This is a genomic window from Rhizobium sp. Root1334 (assembly GCF_001426665.1).
In the GTDB taxonomy this organism is placed as follows: domain Bacteria; phylum Pseudomonadota; class Alphaproteobacteria; order Rhizobiales; family Rhizobiaceae; genus Pararhizobium.
Map to the genome: position 1 here is coordinate 26,473 of NZ_LMEY01000014.1, position 20,932 is coordinate 47,404.

At 60.3% G+C, this 20,932-nt stretch carries 24 protein-coding genes; 11 read left to right on the top strand and 13 right to left on the bottom strand.

The window, feature by feature from the left end:
• Positions 1-47: 47 nt before the first annotated feature.
• Positions 48-635 carry a TetR/AcrR family transcriptional regulator gene (locus tag ASD36_RS17540; RefSeq protein WP_200954910.1) on the bottom strand — a complete coding sequence of 196 codons (588 nt, stop codon included), beginning with the start codon at positions 633-635 and terminating at the stop codon, positions 48-50.
• A 178-nt stretch (positions 636-813) separates the two neighbouring features.
• Here ASD36_RS17540 and ASD36_RS17545 point away from each other — a divergent pair, with 178 nt between their 5' ends.
• Positions 814-1,083, top strand: coding sequence for an MFS transporter (locus tag ASD36_RS17545; protein ID WP_060511514.1), 270 nt, complete (start codon positions 814-816; stop codon positions 1,081-1,083).
• A gap of 128 nt (positions 1,084-1,211) precedes the next feature.
• A complete protein-coding gene (locus ASD36_RS17550) occupies positions 1,212-1,652 on the top strand; it encodes a GNAT family N-acetyltransferase (protein WP_060511516.1) in 441 nt (146 codons plus the stop codon).
• Positions 1,653-1,659: 7 nt separating this feature from the next.
• Here the strand turns inward: ASD36_RS17550 and ASD36_RS17555 are convergent, their stop codons facing one another.
• On the bottom strand, positions 1,660-1,896 hold the full coding sequence (locus tag ASD36_RS17555) for a hypothetical protein (protein WP_060511518.1): 237 nt from the start codon (positions 1,894-1,896) through the stop codon (positions 1,660-1,662).
• Positions 1,897-2,124: 228 nt separating this feature from the next.
• On the opposite strand from ASD36_RS17555, the gene ASD36_RS17560 reads away from it, so the two are divergent.
• The 6 genes from ASD36_RS17560 (at position 2,125) to prpB (ending at position 8,165) form a co-directional block, all read left to right on the top strand.
• Entirely contained in the window at positions 2,125-2,796 is a 672-nt protein-coding gene (locus tag ASD36_RS17560; RefSeq protein ID WP_060511565.1) for a response regulator, read from the top strand.
• Positions 2,793-4,190 carry a sensor histidine kinase gene (locus ASD36_RS17565; protein ID WP_060511520.1) on the top strand — a complete coding sequence of 466 codons (1,398 nt, stop codon included), beginning with the start codon at positions 2,793-2,795 and terminating at the stop codon, positions 4,188-4,190. Before ASD36_RS17560 ends, ASD36_RS17565 begins: the two co-directional genes overlap by 4 nt.
• An 80-nt stretch (positions 4,191-4,270) precedes the next feature.
• Positions 4,271-5,263: a tripartite tricarboxylate transporter substrate-binding protein gene (locus ASD36_RS17570; RefSeq protein ID WP_060511525.1), complete on the top strand. Its 993-nt coding sequence runs from the start codon at positions 4,271-4,273 to the stop codon at positions 5,261-5,263.
• Between the two features lie 10 nt (positions 5,264-5,273).
• A complete protein-coding gene (locus ASD36_RS17575; RefSeq protein WP_060511527.1) occupies positions 5,274-5,714 on the top strand; it encodes a tripartite tricarboxylate transporter TctB family protein in 441 nt (146 codons plus the stop codon).
• Positions 5,714-7,243 (top strand): tripartite tricarboxylate transporter permease, encoded by a 1,530-nt coding sequence (locus tag ASD36_RS17580; RefSeq protein ID WP_060511529.1) that lies wholly within the window; start codon positions 5,714-5,716, stop codon positions 7,241-7,243. Before ASD36_RS17575 ends, ASD36_RS17580 begins: the two co-directional genes overlap by 1 nt.
• Positions 7,244-7,253: 10 nt before the next feature.
• Positions 7,254-8,165: a methylisocitrate lyase gene (prpB, locus tag ASD36_RS17585; protein WP_060511531.1), complete on the top strand. Its 912-nt coding sequence runs from the start codon at positions 7,254-7,256 to the stop codon at positions 8,163-8,165.
• Between the two features lie 75 nt (positions 8,166-8,240).
• Here the strand turns inward: prpB and ASD36_RS17590 are convergent, their stop codons facing one another.
• From ASD36_RS17590 to ASD36_RS17615, 6 genes are all read right to left on the bottom strand, one after another.
• Positions 8,241-9,416 (bottom strand): glycerate kinase, encoded by a 1,176-nt coding sequence (locus ASD36_RS17590; protein ID WP_060511533.1) that lies wholly within the window; start codon positions 9,414-9,416, stop codon positions 8,241-8,243.
• A gap of 145 nt (positions 9,417-9,561) precedes the next feature.
• Complete coding sequence (locus tag ASD36_RS17595; protein WP_244489850.1) at positions 9,562-11,040, bottom strand: SLC13 family permease; 1,479 nt, start codon at positions 11,038-11,040, stop codon at positions 9,562-9,564.
• A gap of 33 nt (positions 11,041-11,073) precedes the next feature.
• Positions 11,074-11,445 carry a hypothetical protein gene (locus tag ASD36_RS30700; protein WP_156393883.1) on the bottom strand — a complete coding sequence of 124 codons (372 nt, stop codon included), beginning with the start codon at positions 11,443-11,445 and terminating at the stop codon, positions 11,074-11,076.
• Between the two features lie 177 nt (positions 11,446-11,622).
• On the bottom strand, positions 11,623-12,339 hold the full coding sequence (locus tag ASD36_RS17605; protein WP_060511539.1) for a DUF6065 family protein: 717 nt from the start codon (positions 12,337-12,339) through the stop codon (positions 11,623-11,625).
• A gap of 76 nt (positions 12,340-12,415) precedes the next feature.
• Positions 12,416-13,111: a hypothetical protein gene (locus tag ASD36_RS17610; protein WP_244489851.1), complete on the bottom strand. Its 696-nt coding sequence runs from the start codon at positions 13,109-13,111 to the stop codon at positions 12,416-12,418.
• 29 nt (positions 13,112-13,140) lie between these two features.
• A complete protein-coding gene (locus ASD36_RS17615; RefSeq protein WP_060511542.1) occupies positions 13,141-13,683 on the bottom strand; it encodes an RNA polymerase sigma factor in 543 nt (180 codons plus the stop codon).
• Between the two features lie 121 nt (positions 13,684-13,804).
• Here ASD36_RS17615 and ASD36_RS17620 point away from each other — a divergent pair, with 121 nt between their 5' ends.
• Positions 13,805-15,232 carry a S8 family serine peptidase gene (locus ASD36_RS17620; protein WP_244489852.1) on the top strand — a complete coding sequence of 476 codons (1,428 nt, stop codon included), beginning with the start codon at positions 13,805-13,807 and terminating at the stop codon, positions 15,230-15,232.
• A 76-nt stretch (positions 15,233-15,308) separates the two neighbouring features.
• Here the strand turns inward: ASD36_RS17620 and cueR are convergent, their stop codons facing one another.
• A complete protein-coding gene (gene cueR / locus ASD36_RS17625; protein WP_060511544.1) occupies positions 15,309-15,758 on the bottom strand; it encodes a Cu(I)-responsive transcriptional regulator in 450 nt (149 codons plus the stop codon).
• Between the two features lie 62 nt (positions 15,759-15,820).
• Positions 15,821-18,322, bottom strand: a complete 2,502-nt coding sequence (locus tag ASD36_RS17630; RefSeq protein WP_060511546.1) for a heavy metal translocating P-type ATPase — start codon at positions 18,320-18,322, stop codon at positions 15,821-15,823.
• 162 nt (positions 18,323-18,484) lie between these two features.
• On the opposite strand from ASD36_RS17630, the gene ASD36_RS17635 reads away from it, so the two are divergent.
• The gene (locus ASD36_RS17635; protein ID WP_060511548.1) at positions 18,485-18,679 is read left to right on the top strand and encodes a heavy-metal-associated domain-containing protein; all 195 of its coding nucleotides are present in this window, start codon (positions 18,485-18,487) and stop codon (positions 18,677-18,679) included.
• A 14-nt stretch (positions 18,680-18,693) separates the two neighbouring features.
• Complete coding sequence (locus ASD36_RS17640) at positions 18,694-19,086, top strand: DUF305 domain-containing protein (protein WP_060511550.1); 393 nt, start codon at positions 18,694-18,696, stop codon at positions 19,084-19,086.
• Positions 19,087-19,153: 67 nt separating this feature from the next.
• On the opposite strand, the gene ASD36_RS17645 is transcribed toward ASD36_RS17640, so the two are convergent.
• The 3 genes from ASD36_RS17645 to cyoC all read right to left on the bottom strand — a co-directional run bounded on the left by ASD36_RS17645 (position 19,154) and on the right by cyoC (position 20,931).
• Positions 19,154-19,831, bottom strand: a complete 678-nt coding sequence (locus ASD36_RS17645) for an SURF1 family protein (protein ID WP_060511570.1) — start codon at positions 19,829-19,831, stop codon at positions 19,154-19,156.
• Positions 19,832-19,909: 78 nt separating this feature from the next.
• Complete coding sequence (gene cyoD / locus ASD36_RS17650; protein ID WP_060511552.1) at positions 19,910-20,311, bottom strand: cytochrome o ubiquinol oxidase subunit IV; 402 nt, start codon at positions 20,309-20,311, stop codon at positions 19,910-19,912.
• Entirely contained in the window at positions 20,308-20,931 is a 624-nt protein-coding gene (gene cyoC / locus ASD36_RS17655) for a cytochrome o ubiquinol oxidase subunit III (RefSeq protein ID WP_060504362.1), read from the bottom strand. The genes cyoD and cyoC overlap by 4 nt, the downstream gene beginning before the upstream one ends.
• Position 20,932 lies beyond the last annotated feature (1 nt).

Genomic DNA, 20,932 nt, shown 5'->3' on the forward strand with positions numbered 1-20,932 from the left:
TCTTTCGATCGATGATGATTGTTGACGGGGCGGTAAACCGGAATCTGTTACTGCAGGGCGGCCATGGATGGGGCGACGAGCGCCTGCAAATCTTCCCGGGTGGCGCCGTCGCGCGCCTGCATCGAAAGGCCTTGCATTATGGTGCTGTAGTAGTTGGCCAGCATCTGCACGTTACTCGACGCCGGTAGGTCACCCTCGGCAACGCCACGCTCCAGACGGGTACGAATACGCAGTTCGGTATCTTTACGAATTTGCTTGAGAAGGTCGCGCAGGGGCTCGGTCTCGATCTGGCAGTTGATAACACCGAGGATCAGCAGACAGCCGCCTGATTGTGGTGCACCGACGGCCGTGTCGATACTGGCCATAAGCATCGCGTGTATCGATTCATACGCCGTCGCACCCTCGAGTGCGCGTATGGCACCGGATCCGGCTGTTGCCACATAGAGATCGACCGCCTCGCGAAAGGCCGCTTCCTTCGAGCCAAAGGCCGCATAGAAACTGGGTGGGGTAATCCCGATCGCTGCCGTCAGGTCGTTGAGCTGCGCGCCCTCATACCCCTTGGCCCAGAATACTTCCATTAGGCGCTGCAGTGCATGATCGCGATCAAAACTGCGCGGCCGGCCGCGGATTGCCATGGCATTCCTTTCTGTAGTGAGATTTACATAAATCGCTTGAGCGCCATAAACAAGCCGGTTAGCCAATTATATAGTCAAAATTATAGATATGAATTCGTGAACAACGGACACAATTAATCCCGCCACCCCAATGGACGCGCCATCGGGCACGAGAGAGCGGCAGCAGGTGCGAACGGGCATGCCGCTGGTGGTCTATATCTTGGGACTGACGATTTTCTCGCTGACCACGTCTGAGTTTATGGTCGCTTGCATGATGCCGTCACTTTCGGCGGCATTTGGCGTCTCGATCGCCGAGGTCGGATATCTGATCTCGATCTACGCCGCCGGTATGGTGGTCGGCGGGCCATTGCTGACCATCGCCCTTCTCAAGCCCGGGGTGCCGAACAAGTGTGCGTTGCTTACCCTTCTGACTTCCAGCATCGTTGACATTCCCGCCATCGACGGGTAGACGCCCGCCGTCAATTAAGGAGATTTATGCGCAGCGACTTCAACGCGGAATGACCCCATAGGGGTAACGGCCACCACCTGGCCGAGTGATGAATGCCGCGCATTTGCGCCCAATTGACGGAATTTAGAATGTCTACTGAACTTGAGATCCGGCCCTATAGGCCGAAGGATGCCCTGCGCCTGCTCACCATCTGGCGTACAGCCTCCGAGATTGGCCATTCCTTCTTTACGCAAACACAACTCGACGAGCAGCAGCAACTCGTCGGCGATGTCTACCTGCCGAAAGCTGAAACATGGGTGGCGGTGTCCAAAGCCAAGCCGGTGGGTTTTATCGGCCTGTTGGGCAACTTCATCGGCGGCTTGTTTGTTGCCCCGGAAAGCCATGGAACAGGAGTTGGAAAATCGCTGATCGAGCATGCCCTCAAGATCCATGGCACCCTGGAGCTTGACGTGTATGCCCTCAATGAGAGCGCCTTGGGCTTTTATCGCAGGCTGAGCTTCGTAGAGATCTCCCGCCGACCCTGTGACGACAACGGTTTGGCGTTCGAAGTCATCAAACTGCGACGCTGACAACAAGTCACGCCCAGCTCTGCCGCATGATCGAAAAGATCATGCGGCAACGAACTTGATGGCGGTGGTATCGTGAGGTCCGGTATTCCTGACGAGAATAGACGGCCATCCTGAGATGCCGGTACTCATCCACCGTCGGCATTTCGTGCTTGAAACCGAGCCGCATGCGGTCTGGATCCAGAATGGCGCGGATGCCTCGCGCGTAATCTTCCATAATTTCATCGAAGGTAGTGAGCCGGATCATTGATAGACGGCTTCTCCATCGCGATGGCGTTTCCAAACCAGGAACATCCTGTGCGCAAGGCCCTGCGCTCCGTCATGCCTTATGGGACAGCGGCGGCAAAATCGTTACACTCTTCATACTATAGGAATGCGCCAATGACTTCACAGCAGCGGGATATTATCCCGGTTCAGATGGAGGCGCTTTATCTGCAAACGCAGCTAAGATTGGCAAAAAAGGGTGGGGCATCTCTTGAAAATTCTTCTGGTCGAAGACGACGCCGAGTTGGCGCAGTGGCTGATCAAGGCATTGAAGCAACGGTATTCGTTCATGATCGAGTGGGCGGAGGACGGCGCGGTTGCCGATAGCCGTCTGCGTGCAGAAGAGTTCGATGCGGTTGTCCTTGACCTCGGTCTTCCTGCCATGGACGGAAGATCGGTGTTGTCAGCGATGCGTGCCAGACACGACACGACGCCCGCATTGATATTGACTGCCCGTGACACGCTGGCCGAGCGGATCGACAGTCTGCACGAAGGTGCGGACGACTTCCTGGCAAAGCCCTTCGCCATAGAGGAGTTGGAAGCCAGGCTCGTGGCGCTGATCCGAAGATCCCATGGACGAAATGCCGGCACGTTTTCGTGCGGAGAGCTATCCTATTCGTCCGCCGAACAGAAGTTCAGCCTGCAGGATGCACCAATCGAGCTGACACCGCGCGAGCATTCGATGTTGCGTGTCCTCATCCAGCATGCTGGCGAACCGATGTCCAAACAGAAGATCATGGATCGCATGTTCTCCTATGATGCCGACATGCACCTGGAAGCGATCGAGGTGATCGCACACCGCCTGCGAAAGAAGCTGTCCGGCACCGTTCAGATCAGAACGTTGAGGGGGTTGGGTTACGTTCTTGAAGCGGGACAGTCATGACCAAGGCCGAACGTCATGAGCGTAGTCTGGCGGTAACGCTCGGCTTCTGGATCGTGCCTGCGATCATTGCGGCGATGGCCTCCACCCTCTGGTTTAGTACGACAACCATCCAGGAAATGGCCGACAGCGCCTATGACCGGTCGCTGGCAGGTGCGGTCCGGGCGGTAGATGCCAACATATCGACCGAGAGCGGAGGGGTTGGTGTCGAACTGCCTTACAATCTCTTCGAGTTCTTTCAGCTCACCGCGCAGGGAGCGGTCTACTTCAACGTTTCGACGAGTGATGGGCTCGTTCAGATTGGTGATGTCCTGCTCCCGAAAACCCCGGATCTCGAGAGCGGAGAGCTCCGTTTCCATGACGGCGTCTATGTCGGTCAGGATATACGCATCGGTGCGCTCCAGCGGCCGCTCGATGCCGGCGATCCCGACGGTGTTCAGATCACCATCCAGGTTGCGGAAACCAAGATATCGCGATCTGCGTTTCAAAAAGAGCTCATCGTGCGCGCCATCCTCCGCGATTTACTGGTCGTGCTGATCCTGGCCGTGCTCATCGCATTGGGTGTGGTCAAGGCACTCAAGCCGCTGCACAGTCTGCGGATGGCGATCGATGCCCGGGAGCCAGAAGATCTCAAGCCGGTTGCCGTTGCATCGCTGCCGATCGAGGTGCGCCCGCTTGTCGAGGCAATGAACGGCTTGATGCAGAAAACGGTGGAGGAGGCGACACAGCAGCGGCGTTTTCTCGACGACGCCTCACATCAGCTTCGAACGCCGATGACTATCCTGCGCACGCAGATCGACTACGCCTTGCACCAGCGCGATACGGAGGAGGTTCGCATCGCGCTGCGTTCATCAAAGGACGTGCTGGAGCGGTCTATCCGCACGACCAATCAACTGCTCGCTCTTGCAAAAGCACGGACATCGCAGGGCACTGACATCTATCCACAGGACATCATCGGCCTGTCCGAGACGATTGCGGATACGATCAGAATGCTTTGGCCCCGCATCCGGGGCAGGCGGATGGATTGCACGTTCGAAGCGCCCGATGGCAAGGTCGCCGTCCGCGTCAATGAGGGCCTGTTGCGCGAAGCGCTCGTGAATATCATCGATAATGCCGTCACCTACGCACCGGAGAAGTCCCTTATATCGGTGATATTAAAAACCGATCGCGACATGGCGATTATCGAAGTGATCGATGAAGGCCCTGGGATGACCGAGGATGAAATCAACCATGCAGGCACGCGTTTTCGCAGCGGCAGGCATGTCTCCAGTGGTAGCGGGCTTGGACTGGCGATCGCTCTGACGGTCGCAAGGGCCAACGGCGGAACGATGACAGTTCTCAACCGGCAAGAACAGAGTGGGCTGATCGTAAGGATTTCTCTGCCGGTCGTTCATTGAAAGGTGAATGAAAGCTTCGCTCGGATATTTGCTTTTCCTGCAGATGTGGAGATCTGCACACGTCTTTGGAGGAGATATCAATGTCATTCGTTTCTCGCGCCGTCTCTGCGGCCGCAATCTCATTGGGTGCGTTCACGGCGGCGCCATCGGTAAGTGCCGCCGAACCCAGAAATCCTGAATGCATCGCGCCGGCTCAGCCAGGCGGTGGTTTCGACATCACTTGCAAGCTTGCTCAGGCGAGCTTGCAGCAGTCGGGTGCGGTTAAATCACAGGTTCGCGTATCCTACATGCCTGGCGGCATCGGTGCCGTCGCATATAATGCGGTCGTCGGCCAGCGCCGTGCGGAACCCGGCACGATTGTTGCTTTTTCGGCCGGCTCGCTGCTCAACCTCGCGCAAGGCAAGTTCGGAGCCTACACCGAGAAGGATGTCCGTTGGGTCGCCAGCATCGGCGCCGACTATGGTGCGGTCGTTGTTCGGAATGAAAGCGAGTTCAAGTCGCTTGATGGTTTAATGTCTGCCATCAAGAAGGACGCAACCTCCGTCATCATTGGTGCAGGCGGTACGATCGGTAGCCAGGACTGGATGAAGGCCGCCATGGCGGCACGCGCTGCAGGTATCGACTACAAGACCATGCGCTTCGTTGCGTTTGAAGGCGGCGGAGACTGCGCCACGGCTCTTCAAGGCGGGCATGTCCATGTCTGCATGAACGACGTTGGTGACAGTCAGGCGGCGATCGACGGCGGCGCACCGCTCAAGCTCCTGGCGATCTTCTCTGAAGACAGGCTTCCAGGCAAGCTGGCCGAGGTGCCGACCGCCAAGGAGCAGGGCTTTGATATCCAGTGGCCGATCGTGCGCGGTTTCTATGTCGGTCCGGATGTGAGCGACGCCGACTACAAGTGGTGGGCGGACGCCTTTGCCACGACGATGCAGTCTCCGGACTACGCTGCCGAGCTGCAGAAGAGGAACCTCTTCCCGCTGCCGATGACGGGTGAGCAAACCACGGCGTTCGTCGAGGAACGGGTGGCCGCCTACAAGAAGCTCGCGGCCGATTTCGGGCTCGCCGTCAAGTAAGGTTCAAACGATGCACACCGACCGTATCCTGGGTGTAGCCGCAATCGCGGTTGCAGCGATCATGCTCGCCTTCGGCTATGGCCTGGAGGCACCCTTTGCCTATGAGCCCACAGGCCCCCGCGCCTTTCCGTTGATTGCAGCGGGGATGATCGCCCTTTGCGGCGTGATCCTGGTGTGGAAGCCCGGCGAGGCGGACCCGTCGGTGCCTCCCATGCCCGGCAGAGCCATAGTGGCTCTGTCGGGATTGCTTCTCGCATACGCGCTCCTCTTCCAGCCACTGGGGTTCGTCATCGCCACGACCGTGTTCATGATCCCGATCGCCATGATCTTCGGCGCGAAATGGTGGCAGGGGGTTTTGGTGGGCGCAGTGCTCTCGGTCTCGTCATTCCTGCTTTTTGACCGCGTTCTTGACGTGGTCCTGCCGACCGGTCCTTTGGGAGGGATCATCTGATGGATACGCTCAGCTATCTCATTCACGGGTTCGGCATCGCGCTGGCCCCAACCAACCTGTTTCTGGCAACGATCGGGGCGGTCGTCGGCACCATGGTCGGCGTCCTGCCGGGACTAGGACCGATCAACGCGGTCGCGATGCTGGTCCCGGTCGTCTTTGCCCTTGGCTTGCCGCCCGAAGGCTCATTGATCCTCATGGCCGCCATCTATATCGGCTCTGAATATGGTGGCCGCATCAGTGCCATTCTTCTCAACGTGCCGGGAGAGGCCTCTGCTGTCATGACGGCGCTGGAAGGATATCCGCTCGCCCGTCAGGGCAAGGCCGGTATCGCGCTTTCTCTCTCTGCCTGGACATCCTTCGTCGGGTCTGCGATCGCGACCACCGGCATCGTGCTTGCCGCCCCGGTGCTGGCGAGCTGGGCACTGGCGTTTGGCCCCGTCGAATACGTCGCGCTGATGGTTTTTGCGTTTGCATGTCTGACCGGGTTGCTGACGGACCAGCCTGTGAAGGCACTCCTTGCGATCATGCTGGGGCTTGGTATCTCGACGATCGGTATCGATGCCAATTCTGGCGTCTACCGATATACATTCGGATCGCCAAACCTCGTTGATGGAGTTCAGTTTGCGACAGTGGTCATCGGCCTTTTTGCGATCAGCGAACTGCTGATCATGCTGGAGACGATGCACGCAGGCGCATCGGTCCGTATCCAGCAGCTCGGGCGATCGCTGTTTAACCTCAGCGAGATGCGGTTCACCAATGCGGCCACGCTTCGCGGATCGCTTATCGGCTTCTTTGTCGGGATTCTGCCGGGCGCGGGGGGGACAGTGGCCTCGGCGCTTGCCTATACGACCGAGAAGCGCGTGGTGGACAAGACCGATCCGGAAGGCAGCCGCTTCGGGAAAGGCGATATGCGTGGTCTGGCTTCCGTGGAAGCCGCCAATAACAGTGCATCCAACAGCAACTTCATTCCGATGCTGACACTTGGTATTCCGAGTTCAGGCACGACAGCGATCATGCTGGGCGTTCTTACGCTCTATAATCTCACTCCTGGACCCGCACTTTTCCGGTCGCAGCCCGATCTCGTGTGGGGACTGATCGCCTCCCTTTTCATCGGTAACTTTATTTTGCTTGCAATCAACATCCCGCTCGTCGGCGTCTTTGCGCGCATGCTTTCGGTGCCGGCTTGGGTCCTCGTCCCCTTCATCGTTGTCGTCAGTGCGATTGGTGTGTATTCGGGTAAATCCACGACGTTCGATCTCGTGCTGATGGTGGGGCTTGGTATAGGGGCATATTTCCTGCGCCGGGCAAATGTTCCAATGGCTCCGCTGATCCTGGGCCTCGTCCTTGGAAAGATCCTTGAGCAAAGTCTGCGCCGCGCCCTGTCGCTGTCCGCGGGCGATGTCGCCATCCTCTGGTCCAGTCCGATTTCGATCACCCTTTGGGCCATGGCAAGTGCGGTCCTTCTCATTCCGCTGCTCATGCCGAGGTTCCGGCGCTGGCGCGAGGAAACAATGACCGAAACGGACTGAGGCGCAAACGATGACGTACCTTGTTCCTGCCGCAGAAGAAGCTGTCCCCGCCGGAATGCGCCTTCGCGAACTTCTCTCCAGGCCCGAGATCGTCCGGATGCCGGGCGCGCACAATGGTCTTGCTGCCCTTCAGGCAAAAGCCGCCGGTTTCCAGGCACTGTATCTGTCAGGTGCGGCGATGAGTGCTTCCATGGGGCTGCCGGATCTCGGGATCCTGACGCTCGAGGACGTGCTGTTCTTTACACGGCAGATCGTCCGGGCGTCGGGGTTACCCTTGCTGGTGGATGGGGACACGGGCTTCGGCGAGGCGCTGAATGTCATGCACACTGGCCGCCGACTTGAAGAGGCGGGAGCCGCGGCCATCCAGATCGAGGATCAGGTTCTCCCGAAGAAATGCGGCCACCTGAACGACAAGAAGCTGGCCAGTCCGGCGGATATGGCTGCCAAGGTGGCGGCTGCCGCGCGTGCCCGGCGTTCGCTTCTCATCCTGGCGCGAACGGACGCCGCTGCCGACGAAGGACTCGACAAGGCAATCGACCGCGCGAGGCTCTATGTCCAGGCGGGTGCGGACGCGATCTTCCCCGAGGCGTTGACGAACGCGGAGATGTTTGCGGAGTTCGCAACAGCGATGAAGGGTGTGCCGCTTCTGGCAAACATGACGGAGTTCGGCAGATCGCCCCCGATGACTGCGGACGAACTGCAGGAGATCGGATACCGCATGGTGATCTGGCCTGTCTCCTCGCTTCGCGTGGCGAACAAGGCCCAGCAGCGTCTCTATCAGCACCTCGCCGCCGAAGGTTCCACCACCGGTGCCGTTGGGACGATGCAGACGCGTGCGGAACTGTACGATCTCATCGACCTGAAGGGCTACGAGGCCCTCGACGCAAGCATCGTCAGCAGCCGTTTGCCGTCGCAACAATAACAGCGAGAACGCGCAAGGAGCCGCAGGGGCAGGCAGCCCCTGCGGCCGGTCGTTTCAATTTGCGCTTCAGGCAAATCACGCAACCTGGCGCCATCTTGCCCCAAGTTTCATGCCCACCATCACCATGCGAGCGGCATCCTCTGCCGCCCGGGACAGCAGCTTCGGCGCGCTGAAGATGGCGTCTTCCAGCGAGCAGGGCCTGCTCAGGATCGAGGCAAAGGCATCAATGCCATGCTCGAAATTGAGGCGCACGCCTTTGCCGATGGTTCCTGCAAGCGCAATGACGGGCACGCCAGCGTTTTTCGCGCGTGCGGCCACTTCGGCAGGCACCTTTCCGAATGGGGTTTGCCCGTCGAGGCTGCCTTCTGCGGTGATGACCAGATCGGCCTGTGCGATGAACCGGTCCAGTTCCAGATACTGCATGACGATGTCGTAGCGGCGGTGCAGCTTGCCGCCGAGGAGGCCGAGCACCGCGGCACCCAGCCCGCCGGACGCGCCGGACCCGGGCGCCATGCCGACATCAATGCCCGTTGTGCACCGGATGGCCCTCGCATAGGTCTCCATGGCCGTCGCGAGCAATTCCACCTGGGCCGGGGTTGCGCCTTTCTGTGGCCCGAAGATGCGGGCGACGCCGCGCTCGCCAAGCAGCACATTGTGCCAGTTGACGGCAGCATCGATGCGCACGCTATCAAGGCGCGGATCGCGGCGGCCGATGTCGATGGTGGCGAGGCGGGCAAGGGCTGCACCGCCGCGGGGCACAAGATTGCCTGCTTCGTCCAGGAACCGGATGCCCAGCGCTTCGGCCATGCCGGCGCCACCATCATTGATGCCGCTATCGCCGCAACCGAGAAGGATGCGCCGCGCGCCGCGGTCGAGTGCGGCAAGGACCAGTTCGCCAACGCCGTAGCTCGTCGTCAGGCAGGGATTGCGCCGGTCACGCGGTACGAGGCTGAGCCCGGCGGCGGCGGCCATCTCGATGACGGCGGTCGGCTCACTGCTGCCGCCAAGGAAACCGAAATGCGCCTCGACCGGATCATTGACCGGGCCGGTCACTGTCAGGTGGTGAAGCGTCCCGCCGGTCGCCTTGACGAGTGCCTTGGTGAAACCCTCTCCGCCATCGACCATTGGCGCCTTGATGACGGTAACGCCGGGAAACGCGCGCAGGACGCCACTTTCGATGCAATCCGCTGCCTGATCCGCCGACAGGCTTTCCTTGAAACCGGAGGGTGCGACTAGAACGGTGAAAGACATGGGGTGTTCCTTTTCCTATGACAATGATGTGACAGGGGAGGAACGGGACGGTCCAAAATCTATTCCGGCAGATTAAAAATAAATTTAGCCGGCTAAATAAAAAAGGCCGCACGAGGCGACCTTCTCTTTTGTCTCTCCATGCCATTCAGTGCAGTGGCATGCCCTGCAGCGGCCAGACGAGCGTGGCAAAGAAGACGAGGAGCAGCACGAAGGGCACGATCAGAAAACCGGCAAGCCGCAGCAGGTCGCCTTGTCCGAAGGGCGGCGGATCCATCGCACCGAACAGCGCCACCGGCTTGGCGGACACCATCAGCGTCTGGCAGAAGCCGCTTGCCAGCGTGACGACCATCACAAGATTGAGCGGGTCAACGCCAAGGGCCGCAAGCGGTAAAGCAAGGGCTGGAATGAGAACGGTTGCCCGCGCGGTGCGCGAAGTGATGACGAGGTGGGAAAGGGTCGCCACGATGGCGCCGAACCCGATAATGAGCACGGGCCAGGCCGCGATGCTGCTGCCGGCAATATCGACCATCCGCTCGGCCAACACTTTCGCAGTGCCGGTTTCCAACAATGCCTCGCCGATGACGAGCGTGCCGGCCAGGAAGAGCAGAAGGTTCCATTCGACGCTCTTGAGGGCTGTTTTCAGCGGCAGGCCAGAGACCTTCTGGTTGGCCAGGAGAAGGGCGGCGGCAATACCGATGAGGGGCATGCCGATGCCGTGCATGGGCTGCGCCGCAAACAGCAGGATCATCGCACCGGTGACCGCAATCACAGCCCATTGCTGGCGGGTCAACGCGGTCGGGGTTTCGTTAGCCTTGCGTTCGGCGATCATCATCGACCGCTCCTCGCGGGTGAGGAAAAGGCGCAGCAGTACGGCGCAGGCAAGCAGCGAACACAAAACCGAGAAAGGACCGGCAAGCGCGATCCAGCCCAGAAAATCGGGGCTTTGCCCACGCAACCGCTCCATCATCCCGGCCGCGACGAGATGGGCACCAGCACCGATCAGCGACGCGCCGGCGGAAAGCAGGATAACCGTGGGAAAGAGCAGCGCGAGCGCGCGGCTGACCCGTGCGTTGCCGATCGCGGCGGAAAGGCCGAGATAGACCGGCGCCAGAACGGCAGCGCGCGCCGAGGTTGAGGGGATGATGAAGGCCGTGGCGAAAATCAACAGCGTCAACGTCCAGAACAAGCCTTGCACGGTCGCGATCCGGACAAGCAGTCGGCGAATGATCTGTTCGATGACGCCCACCTGCCGCAGCACGCCGGCAACGACGAAGGCCGCCAGCATCAACCAGACAATGTCATTCCCGAGCGAACGGTAAAGCACGTCCTCGTCAATTGCGCCGACGACCGGCAAGATAGCCGCCCCCGCAAGCGCCACGGGCGTATCCGGCAAGTCCAGAATGGTCCAGGCGGTAATCGTTGCGACAAAAACGGCGAGCGTCAACCGCATGTTCATGGTGAGACCGTCGATCGCGAGGAAGATCAGGACGACGCTGAAGACAAGCACGATCGCTGCAACGATCTGCTTGACGCGGGCAAGCGGCACTGTGCGCTCAGATGCGGTGGACGGTTCCCCACGCTGGCCAGCGTGGGGTTCCATAGGGGCGATTGCATATAGGGCCACGATCGCCCTCCTTTCAGTCTTTCGGGTTGCAGCTCAATCGTCGTCGGATGATGAATTCGACGAGGAGTTGGACGAGGAATTCGAACTTGAGTTGCTCGAAGAGTTGGACGAACTGTTGGAGCTGGAATTGCTTGATGAATTGGAGCTGCTGTTGGAACTTGAATTCGAGCTGGAATTCGAGTTGGAATTGCGGGAGGAATTCGACGAACTGTTGGAGTTTCGGTTCGAACTCCAGCCACCGCGGCGGTCATCGTCGCGGTTACGGTTGTAGTGAGCTTGGCTTGCCTTGTTGCTTCTCGCCATCTTCTGCAGGAAGCGGTGAACCGGATCGTCTGCGACCGCCGGCGCAGGCGCTGCGGCGCCGACGACCAGGAACGCGCTCAGGATTGCGATGAACTTCTTCATGCCATTTCTCCTTTGAGTGACAGCCTCGTTGGCTGCGAGGGAGAAACGGTGGCGAATGATCCTTATTCCCGAAAAACGAAAATATTTTCAATCGGATAAGCAGCCAATGCAACACATGCAGCATCGCCGCCGCTACTCGGGTAGCGACGGTCACGGCGGGTGATGCGGTCCGGAAAACTATCTCTGGGCGCGGGCGAACCGGCGATACCAGCCGTCCGATGCCAACGTCTTGCGCAGGATCGTCTGGCGAACGGTACCCTCCATCTGGCTTTCCGCTCGAATGTCCGCATCGAGGTCGAATGTTTCGCGGCGGAAAGGGATGACCTGGACGATCGGCGTGCCGCGCTCCAGCACATGCAGTCCGTCCTCGCCGGTCGCGAAAAACGGGAAGTGGATTTCCGACTGATAGGTATCGGTATCCACGACGCCGGCAACAATCTCAAATACGCCATTCGGGCGATTGAGCGGCGGCACGAACAGACAGCTCCAGCCAGGTGGCGTGCGTATGGTCCAGTAATTGTGGAACTTGCAAGGCGGCAGCGGCTCTCGCGGATTACCGGCCACCTGGTGGCTGGCATGATTGCTGACGAGCGTGCGGTCAAAATCCCAGCCGCAATTGACCGTCTTGCCACCATCGGAGATTTCCATGCGCACGCTTGCGGCAAGCCCGATCACCCAGCCCGCGGCCATGGCGTCGAGGAAGGGCATGCAGCGTTTCACCGTCAGCCCGCTATTGGTGGGCGAGACATGCGCCTCGTCGACAGGCGGCAGCTTGCGGAACCAGTCGGGCAGTGCCGACTTGGCACGCACGGGAGCGGAGATAACACCCTCGTCCTCCTTGCGGCAAAGAAAGGTCAGCCGGGGCTGTGGCTTCCTTAAAAGTGCGAGTGCCATGGCTGTTCTCCTCATGATTTGATGTGAGAAGAACGGCGCCCGGAAAGACATATTCCCGGCGTTTAAAAATATTCAATCAGGGCGCCAGGATTGCCCGTTCCTCCTCGGGCGACAGGGGAGCACCGGCTTCGATCGACGCGAGATAGGCATCGATCGTCTCCTGCGCGGAAGCAGGGACATAGCCCTCGGCTTTTGCAGATGAGAGGGCCAATTGCGTCACCCACGTCTGGTCCTGGCGGCAGGCGATGGAGACCGTGCTGCTCGACGCCTGCTTCAATTCGTACTCGCGGCAGAGTGAGCCGTTCTTATCGCGAAAGGAGGCGATGACATGAAGCGTCTCCCCGGCGCCAAGGGCGATATCTTGTCCGGATGCCTCGCGGTCCAGCACCGTAGCGATTTCGGCGCTGGAATCCAGCGTGGCCGGGTCCAGATTGCGGCCCACCGTGAAGCCGACGACGCCAGTAATCACCGCGACGATACTTGCCGCCAGCGGCATGAGCCAACGACGTGTTTCTCGTTGCGGCTTCGGGCGCAAGGACACAATATTGCCGGCATTCGTTTCCCCGCTGCGCGCGTCGTCAGCCATGCGGCGAACGGATTTAAGAAGCGCTTCCGGCACCGGTTCATCGATCAACGGCTTCATGGCGCCGGCGACCAGCAGGCGGCTTTCGAAAAACACTGCCAATCGTTCGGCCAGCGTCTCGTCGGTTGCAAGGGCTGCCTCCAGCCGGGCGCTTGTCGCCTCGTCCAGCTCACCGTCGGCAAAAGCCATCAATGTCTCGTCGTCAAAATCGTGTCGGGTCATGCAACGCCCCCTTTCGTATCGAACGAACGTTTTTCCCCGAAACTTATTCCCGTCAGTTCCGCAAGATTTTTCCGCGCTCGGGCAAGGCGGCTCATCACGGTTCCGATTGGGATCGACAGAACTTCGGCCGTGTCGCGATAGCTCAGTTCCTCGACACAGACCAGCACGAGCACTTCGCGCTGTTCCTCCGGCAGCTTCTGCAAGGCAGCGGTGACTTCGAGCAGATCCATGCGCGCAAGCGAGGCAGCTTCGCCCGACGGAACCGACACATCACGCGCCTCCTCCAGATCGTCGTGCGGGCCTGCCGTCTTCTGGCGGCGCAGGTGGTCAATCCACAGATTTCGCAGAATGCGGAACATCCATGCGTCGAACCGGCTGCCGGGTACGAAGCTGTCGGCTGCGAGTATGGCGCGCTCGCAGGCAGTCTGCACAAGATCGTCTGCCATCTCCCGGGAACGGCAGAGCGAGATTGCAAAACGCCTGAGATTCGGCAGGAAGGCAACCAGCCGTTCCGGTACTGTCTGCATGTCGTCGGTCATTCCGCTTTTTTGCACGCCAGGGAATAACCTGTCGAGTCAAACGTATTTTCAGGATAGTTTGATCGAAAGCGGCTCCCTGGTCCAAGATTCTGGATTGGAAAGCCGCCACAGGAGACTGACCGTGCTGCTCATTGCCAAGATAAAACCATTGCGCCTCCTCACTGCCGCAGTCACCGTAGGAGCGATGGTGGTTCTGCCACTGCCGGTCAATGAGGCTGCCTTCACCATTCCCGCTGCGCTTGCGGACGATGATGATGGAGACGATGACGGCGGCGGGGGCGGTGGTGCTGCTGGGGGTGGTGGCTATGGCCGCGACGGAAACCGCGGCAACAGCGGATATCATCGTGGCGGAGATACCTTTGGCGACTTGCGTTCGCTCTTTCGCTGGCCTTCCCGCGAGCGCCGCGCACCTGTGCGACGCCCAGCCGCGGTGCCGGAGCGTGCGCCAAACGAGCTCATCGCGATCGGTCTTGAGGACGCAGCGATCGCTGGATTGGTTCAGGAAGGATTTGCCGTTGAGGATCGCACCCGGATTACGCTCATCGGGGGTGAAATGGTACGGCTCATCGTACCGCGAGGCATGACGCTCACAACGGCGCGTGCCGCTGTTGTTGCCCGCAGCGCGACGGCGACGGTCGACTTCAATCATTTCTACCAGCCGCAATCGGAGAGCAAGGCCGGTTGCACAGGGGAGAGCTGTGCACTCGTCCGTGAGATCGTCGGATGGCCGGCCGATGAGATCACGAATTGTACGAAGCCGCCCCGCATTGGCCTCATCGATACGGCGATCAATGCCGGGCACGTGAGCCTGACGAATACGCAGCTGGAGGTCATACGCCTTGGCGAAGGGGAAGAGACAAAGTCGGGCGCACAGCATGGTACTGCCGTCGCCGCCCTCTTGATCGGAGCGTCAGACAGCCGGGTCCCGGGCCTCTTGCCTGGAGCGGAACTCATCGCCGTCGATGCCTTTCAACGGTTCGGAAAATCCGCAGATATCGCCAGTATCTACGACCTGGTTCGCGCGCTGGATCTGCTCGTTCAGCGTGACGTCAAGGTCGTCAACTTGAGCTTGACCGGTCCAGCGAACGCGGTGCTTGAGACCTCGGTGAAAACGGCGGCCGATCGCGGGATGATCCTCGTGGCTGCCGCCGGCAATGACGGGCCGAACGCCAAGCCGGTCTACCCCGCAGCCTATGACGACGTGATTGCCGTGACGGCCGTTGACAAGGGGCGCAACCCTTACCGCCGCGCCGTGCGTGGCGAGTATGTTGATATTGCCGCTCCTGGCGTCGGGGTCTGGACTGCCGCGTCCGTTTCCGGCGCACGGCAAAAGACCGGCACATCCTTCGCGGCCCCCTTCGTAACGGCGGCGGTCTCGGTGCTGATTGCCGGCGAGCCGGATATGTCGCCTGAGAAGCTGGAGGTAAGAATAAGGCAATTTACCGATGACATCGGGAAGCCCGGCAAGGACCCGGTGTTCGGATGGGGGCTTCTCAACGCAAGCAGGCTTTGCGACGGTGGCAGCGGCATCAAGCCGTCGGAACTATAAATTCAGGCCGCTGACGCTTGCGCCGGAGCGTAGCACTGGTACTTTCCGAGACGCGGCACAGCGCCCCGGTCATTCTTTATTGCGACAGGCGCGCGACAGCGCCAGTGCGGGGCTGGATCGACAGGTCTTCATCCTTCTGACCGCTTTCGAGGCTTTGCAGGATTGGGCAGTGGGGGCGGTGGTCGCCGTGGCAGGCGTTGACCAGGGTTGTCAGCGTATGGGCCATGTCCTGCAGCCCCTTGATCTTGTTTTTCAGTTCATCGATGTGGCCTTGTGCCAGCCGTTTGACCTCAGCGCTCTGGCGGGTCTCGTCGCGCCAAAGACCCAGAAGGTCGCTGATCTCGGCAACGGAAAAACCGAGATCACGTGCGCGGCGGATGAAACGCAGCATATGGACATCGGTGTCGGAATAATCGCGGTAGCCGGACAGCTTCCGGTCTGCAGCCGGAATGAGGCCGGTTTGCTCGTAGTAACGGATCATCTTGGCCGAAACGCCCGATGCCTTTGATGCCTGTCCGATGTTCATCTGTATTCTCCCTAAAATGGAACAGCAGCCGCCCCGTATAGAGGGCCGGCTGCTGTGGTTTGTCAGCTTACCATTTTGAACGTGCGCAGCCGCAGCGCATTGCCGAGCACGAACACACTCGACAGTGCCATGGCGCCGGCGGCAAAGACCGGCGACAGCAAAATGCCGTAGGCTGGATAGAGAGCGCCTGCCGCAACCGGGATCAAAGCCGTGTTGTAGGCAAACGCCCAGAACAGGTTCTGGCGGATATTGCCGATCGTCGCCTTTGACAGCGCAATCGCGTTGGGCACACCTTGCAGGCTGCCCGACATCAGGACGACATCCGCCGCCTCGATGGCGATATCCGTACCCGAGCCGATGGCAAGGCCTACATCCGCTTCGGCCAGTGCGGGCGCATCATTGATGCCGTCGCCAACGAAGGCAACCTTGCCGTACTTGGCCCGGAGACGGCGAACCGCATCGACCTTGCCGTCCGGCAGCACTTCCGCCACCACCTCGTCGATCCCCAGCCGGGCAGCGATGGCCCAGGCTGTGCGGGCGTTGTCGCCGGTGATCATCGCGACTTTGAGACCAAGAGCATGCAGCGCCTTGATGGCCGCAGGCGTGGTCGTCTTGACCGGGTCAGCCACGGCGATGATCGCTGCGAGCTTGCCGTCGATCGCGGTATAAAGCGGCGACTTGCCCTCATCGCCCAGACGCCCGGCAACCTTGGAGAACGCTGCCACATCATGGCCAAGCTCGACCATGTAGCGGTCCGCACCGATCTCGACACGCTTGCCTTCGACCACGGCCTTGACGCCGAAACCCGTCACTGATTCAAAGTCCGACACGGCGGGCAGCGAAATGCCTTCCGCAGCGGCCGCATCGACGATCGCACTGGCAATCGGATGTTCCGACTTGGCCTCGACAGCGGCGACTAGACTGAGAACAGCCCGGCGGTCGAAGCCATCAGCCAGCTCCAGATCGGTCAGGGCCGGCTTGCCTTCGGTCAGCGTGCCAGTCTTGTCGAGCGCCACGACCTTGGCGTCCTTCAGCAACTGGAGCGCTTCCCCCTTGCGGAAGAGCACGCCGAGTTCGGCACCCCGGCCGGTACCCACCATGATGGAGGTCGGTGTCGCCAGACCCATGGCACACGGGCAAGCGATGATCAGCACGGCCACAGCATTGACCAGCGCGAAAGTGAGTGCGGGCGACGGGCCAAAGGTGAGCCAGGCGGCAAAGGTCAGCGCCGCGACCGCAAAGACCGCCGGCACGAACCACATGGTGACTTTGTCGACCAGCGCCTGGATCGGCAGCTTGGAGCCCTGGGCCTCTTCCACCATACGGATGATTTGCGACAGTACCGTATTGCCGCCGACCGCCGTTGCCCGGAACGAGAACGCGCCCTTCTGGTTGACCGTGCCACCGACAACCTCGCTACCCACCGATTTCGAAACCGGGATCGGTTCGCCTGTGATCATCGACTCGTCGACATAGCTGGCGCCTTCGACCAATTCGCCATCGACGGGCAGGCGCTCGCCGGGACGAACTTCGACGATATCGCCATAAACGACCGAACCGATCGGCAGATCGATCGTCTTGCCGTCCCGGCGAACGCGTGCCGTTTTGGCCTGAAGGCCGGCCAGGCGCTTGATCGCTTCGGATGTCCGGCCCTTGGCGCGAGCCTCGAGCAGACGGCCAAGCAGAATAAGCGTCACGATGACTGCCGCTGCTTCAAAATAGACGTTGATCGTGCCGGGCGGCAGGAAGCCGGGGGCGAAGGTCGCGACCAGCGAATACCCGTAGGCGGCAAGCGAGCCGACCGCCACAAGCGAGTTCATGTCAGGGGCAAGACGCCAGAGCGCCGGCAATCCCTTGTCATAAAACCGGATGCCCGGAATGAAGAGGACGAGCGTTGTCAGCGCAAACTGGATGTACCAGCTCCACTGCATGCCGATCGTCGCTTCGATAATGCCATGCACGCCCGGAATGAGGTGCGACCCCATCTCAATGAGAAAGATCGGCGCTGTCAGCACGGCCGCAATGGTGAAGTCTCGGGTTAGCTCGCGGCGCTCTGCGTCCTTCTTTTCGGCACGTTCGGCATTCTCGTCCTCACCGTCATTGGCGGCAGCACCGATTACCCTTGCATCGTAACCGGCATCCCCAATCGCGGTAATCAGGGCAGCAGTACCGGCTGTTCCGTGGATCGTGGCGCGTTCTGTCGCCAGATTGACAACTGCTTCCGTCACGCCGGGGACTGCCTTCAGTGCGCGCTCGACGCGGCCAACGCAGGATGCGCAGGTCATGCCATCAATCGACAACTCTGTGGGACCGACGGAAGCGGCGGATTTGACCGGCACGGAGTATCCGGCGTTTTCGACTGCAGCGACAAGTTTTTCACGGGCAACAGCCGATTTTGTCGTGATGCTCGCCCGTTCCGTTGCCAGGTTGACTGAAACGGTGTCGACGCCAGGCACGTCTTTCAATGCTCTTTCAATACGGCCGACGCAGGACGCGCAAGTCATGCCCTCGATGGGTAGCGATATCGCTCCAGATAAGTCTGTTGTTCGAACGGGGGCATTCATAGCCGCCTCCTTTTCTCGTTCCGAAATTCAGGTTCGGACGGAAGATGGGGCTTCCCACCATGGGAAGGTCAATAGCAGATTTTTCTTTTCCGCACCACTTGACCTTCCCATGGTGGGAAGCTCCACCTTCCGCGTCATAGAACCCAAGCAAGGAGAATTCCAATGGAACTGAAAATCGAGAACATGACCTGCGGTGGCTGCGCCAAATCCGTCACCAAGGCGATCCAGTCCGTCGATCCCAACGCGGTGATCGAGACCAATCCCGCCGCGCGCACCGTCAGGGTCGAGACGACTGTGAGCGCGGTTGCTGTTCAAAGGGTTCTCGATGATGCCGGCTATCCGGCAACCGCGAACTGAACAGGAGCGTTTGCATGAACAAGCTCACTCCGATTTTCATCGCAGGCTCGCTCGCGATCAGCGCGGGCCTGGCGACAGCACAGAGCCAAATGAACAAGAACAATCCGATGCAGGGACACGACATGACAGGAATGGCGATGTCAGCAACCGGCAGTCCTTCCACGAAGGCCTATATAGTCGCCAACGACCGCATGCATGAGGCCATGATGGTCGAGTTCAGCGGCGATGCCGACATTGACTTCATGCGGGGCATGATCCCGCACCATCAGGGCGCGATCGACATGGCAAAAATCGTGCTTGAGCACGGCAAGGACCCGCAGGTCCGCCAACTCGCCGAGGAGGTGATCAAAGCCCAGGAAGGCGAGATTGCCATGATGAAGACATGGCTTGCTGCGCGAGGTCACTGATAACCGGAGGGCGGCTCTTTCGAGCCCTTGCCTTGCGGTCCTGTCCACTAGTCATCGACGCTCCAGATCAGATAAGCCGCCGGCGACGAAGGGCAATGGTCGCAGCTACGGTCATGATGGCAAGGGCATACCAGGTGATCGCATAGACGAGATGGCTGTTACGGAAGTTGACCATCGTCAGCCCACCAACTGGCAAGCCGCCGGGATTGGGGGTCGCATCTGCGTCGATGAAATAGGGCGCGACGGAGGGGCCAAGGCCTTTAGCGAGCGCGATGGCAGCAATGTCACGGGAATACCAGCGGTCATCGCCCGGGGCGTTCGAGCGCAGAAAAGCGCCGCCGGGTTCGCTGATGCGCAGCAGGCCGGTGACCGCGACCGGTCCGGCCGCGATCTCGCTTGCGACGCGTGACGTGGAATCACTTTGGCCGGCCGGCAAGAAACCGCGATTGACGAGAATCGTCGATCCATCCGAAAGATGCAGGGGCGTCAGCAGCCAGAATCCGGCGCCGCGCTCGGTCACGGCCTGAATAAGGACCGACTTGTCGTGCTCGAACAGGCCGGTCGCGGTAACGCGGCGATATTCGTCCTTTTCCGCGTTGATCGTCCCCCAATCCGCTGCCATCGGCGCCGGAGCGGGAACCGCGTGAATACGGGTCTCCACGCGGGCAATGAGGTCAAGCTTCCAGAACAACCGCTGGACCTGCCAGGTACCGAGCGCGATGAAGGCAGCTGTCAGCATCAGCATGACGCTGACGAAAACTAGCCGGGCGCGACGCGGGTTGCCTGTGGTCGCGGGATGTTCTGCGGTCACCGTGATTACCCGTCAGGGCATATTCTTCATCATCTCCGGCGACATCGGCATCATGTTCGCATTGAGATGATGCATGACCCAGAGTGAGCCGGCGAGCGTAATGCCGACGATGACGAGCGTAAAGATCAGCGCCATCATCGTCCAGCCGCCTTCCGAGCGCGGGCTCATATGCAGGAAGTAGACCATGTGGACGATGATCTGAACGACGGCAAGCGCCATCACGAGGAAAGCCGTCAGCAACTTGCTGTCGAAGGTCCCGGCCATGACGAGAATGAAGGGAATCGCCGTCAGGATGACGGAAAGCCCGAAGCCGATCATGTAACCCTTCAGCGAACCATGGCCCGCCTCGTGGCCATGGCCGTGATGAGCGTCGGCTGCATCTTCATGCGCGGGGGCGTGCGGGTGTGAGCTCATCCGAGGACTCCCATCAGATAGACAAAGGAGAAGACGCCGATCCAGATGACGTCAAGGAAGTGCCAGAACATCGACAGGCACATCAGCCGGCGCCGGTTTTCCGGTATCAGGCCGCGCTTGGAGACCTGAACCATCAAGGTGACAAGCCAGATGATGCCGAATGTGACGTGCAGGCCGTGGGTGCCGACCAGTGTGAAGAAGGAGGACAGGAACGCACTGCGCGTCGGCCCGGCGCCTTCGTTGATCAGATGCGCAAACTCGTAGAGTTCGAGACCGAGGAAGGCCAGACCGAACAGGCCGGTGATTGCGAGCCAGAACAGCGTTTCGGCCTTGGCGTTTCTCTCCATCTGCAGCATGGCAAAGCCGTAGGTGATCGACGAGAACAGCAGCATCGCCGTGTTGATCGCGACCAACGGCAGATCGAAGAGGTCGGCAGGCGAGGGGCCGGCCGCGTAATTGCGGCCGAGCACGCCGTGGGTGGCAAACAGCACGGCGAAGATCAGGCAGTCGCTCATCAGGTAAAGCCAGAAGCCCAGATTGGTGCTGCTTTCCGGATGATGATCTTCGGTCAGGTAGAAGACCGGCTTTTCGCCCGCTTGCGTTTGAATGTCATGTGCCATG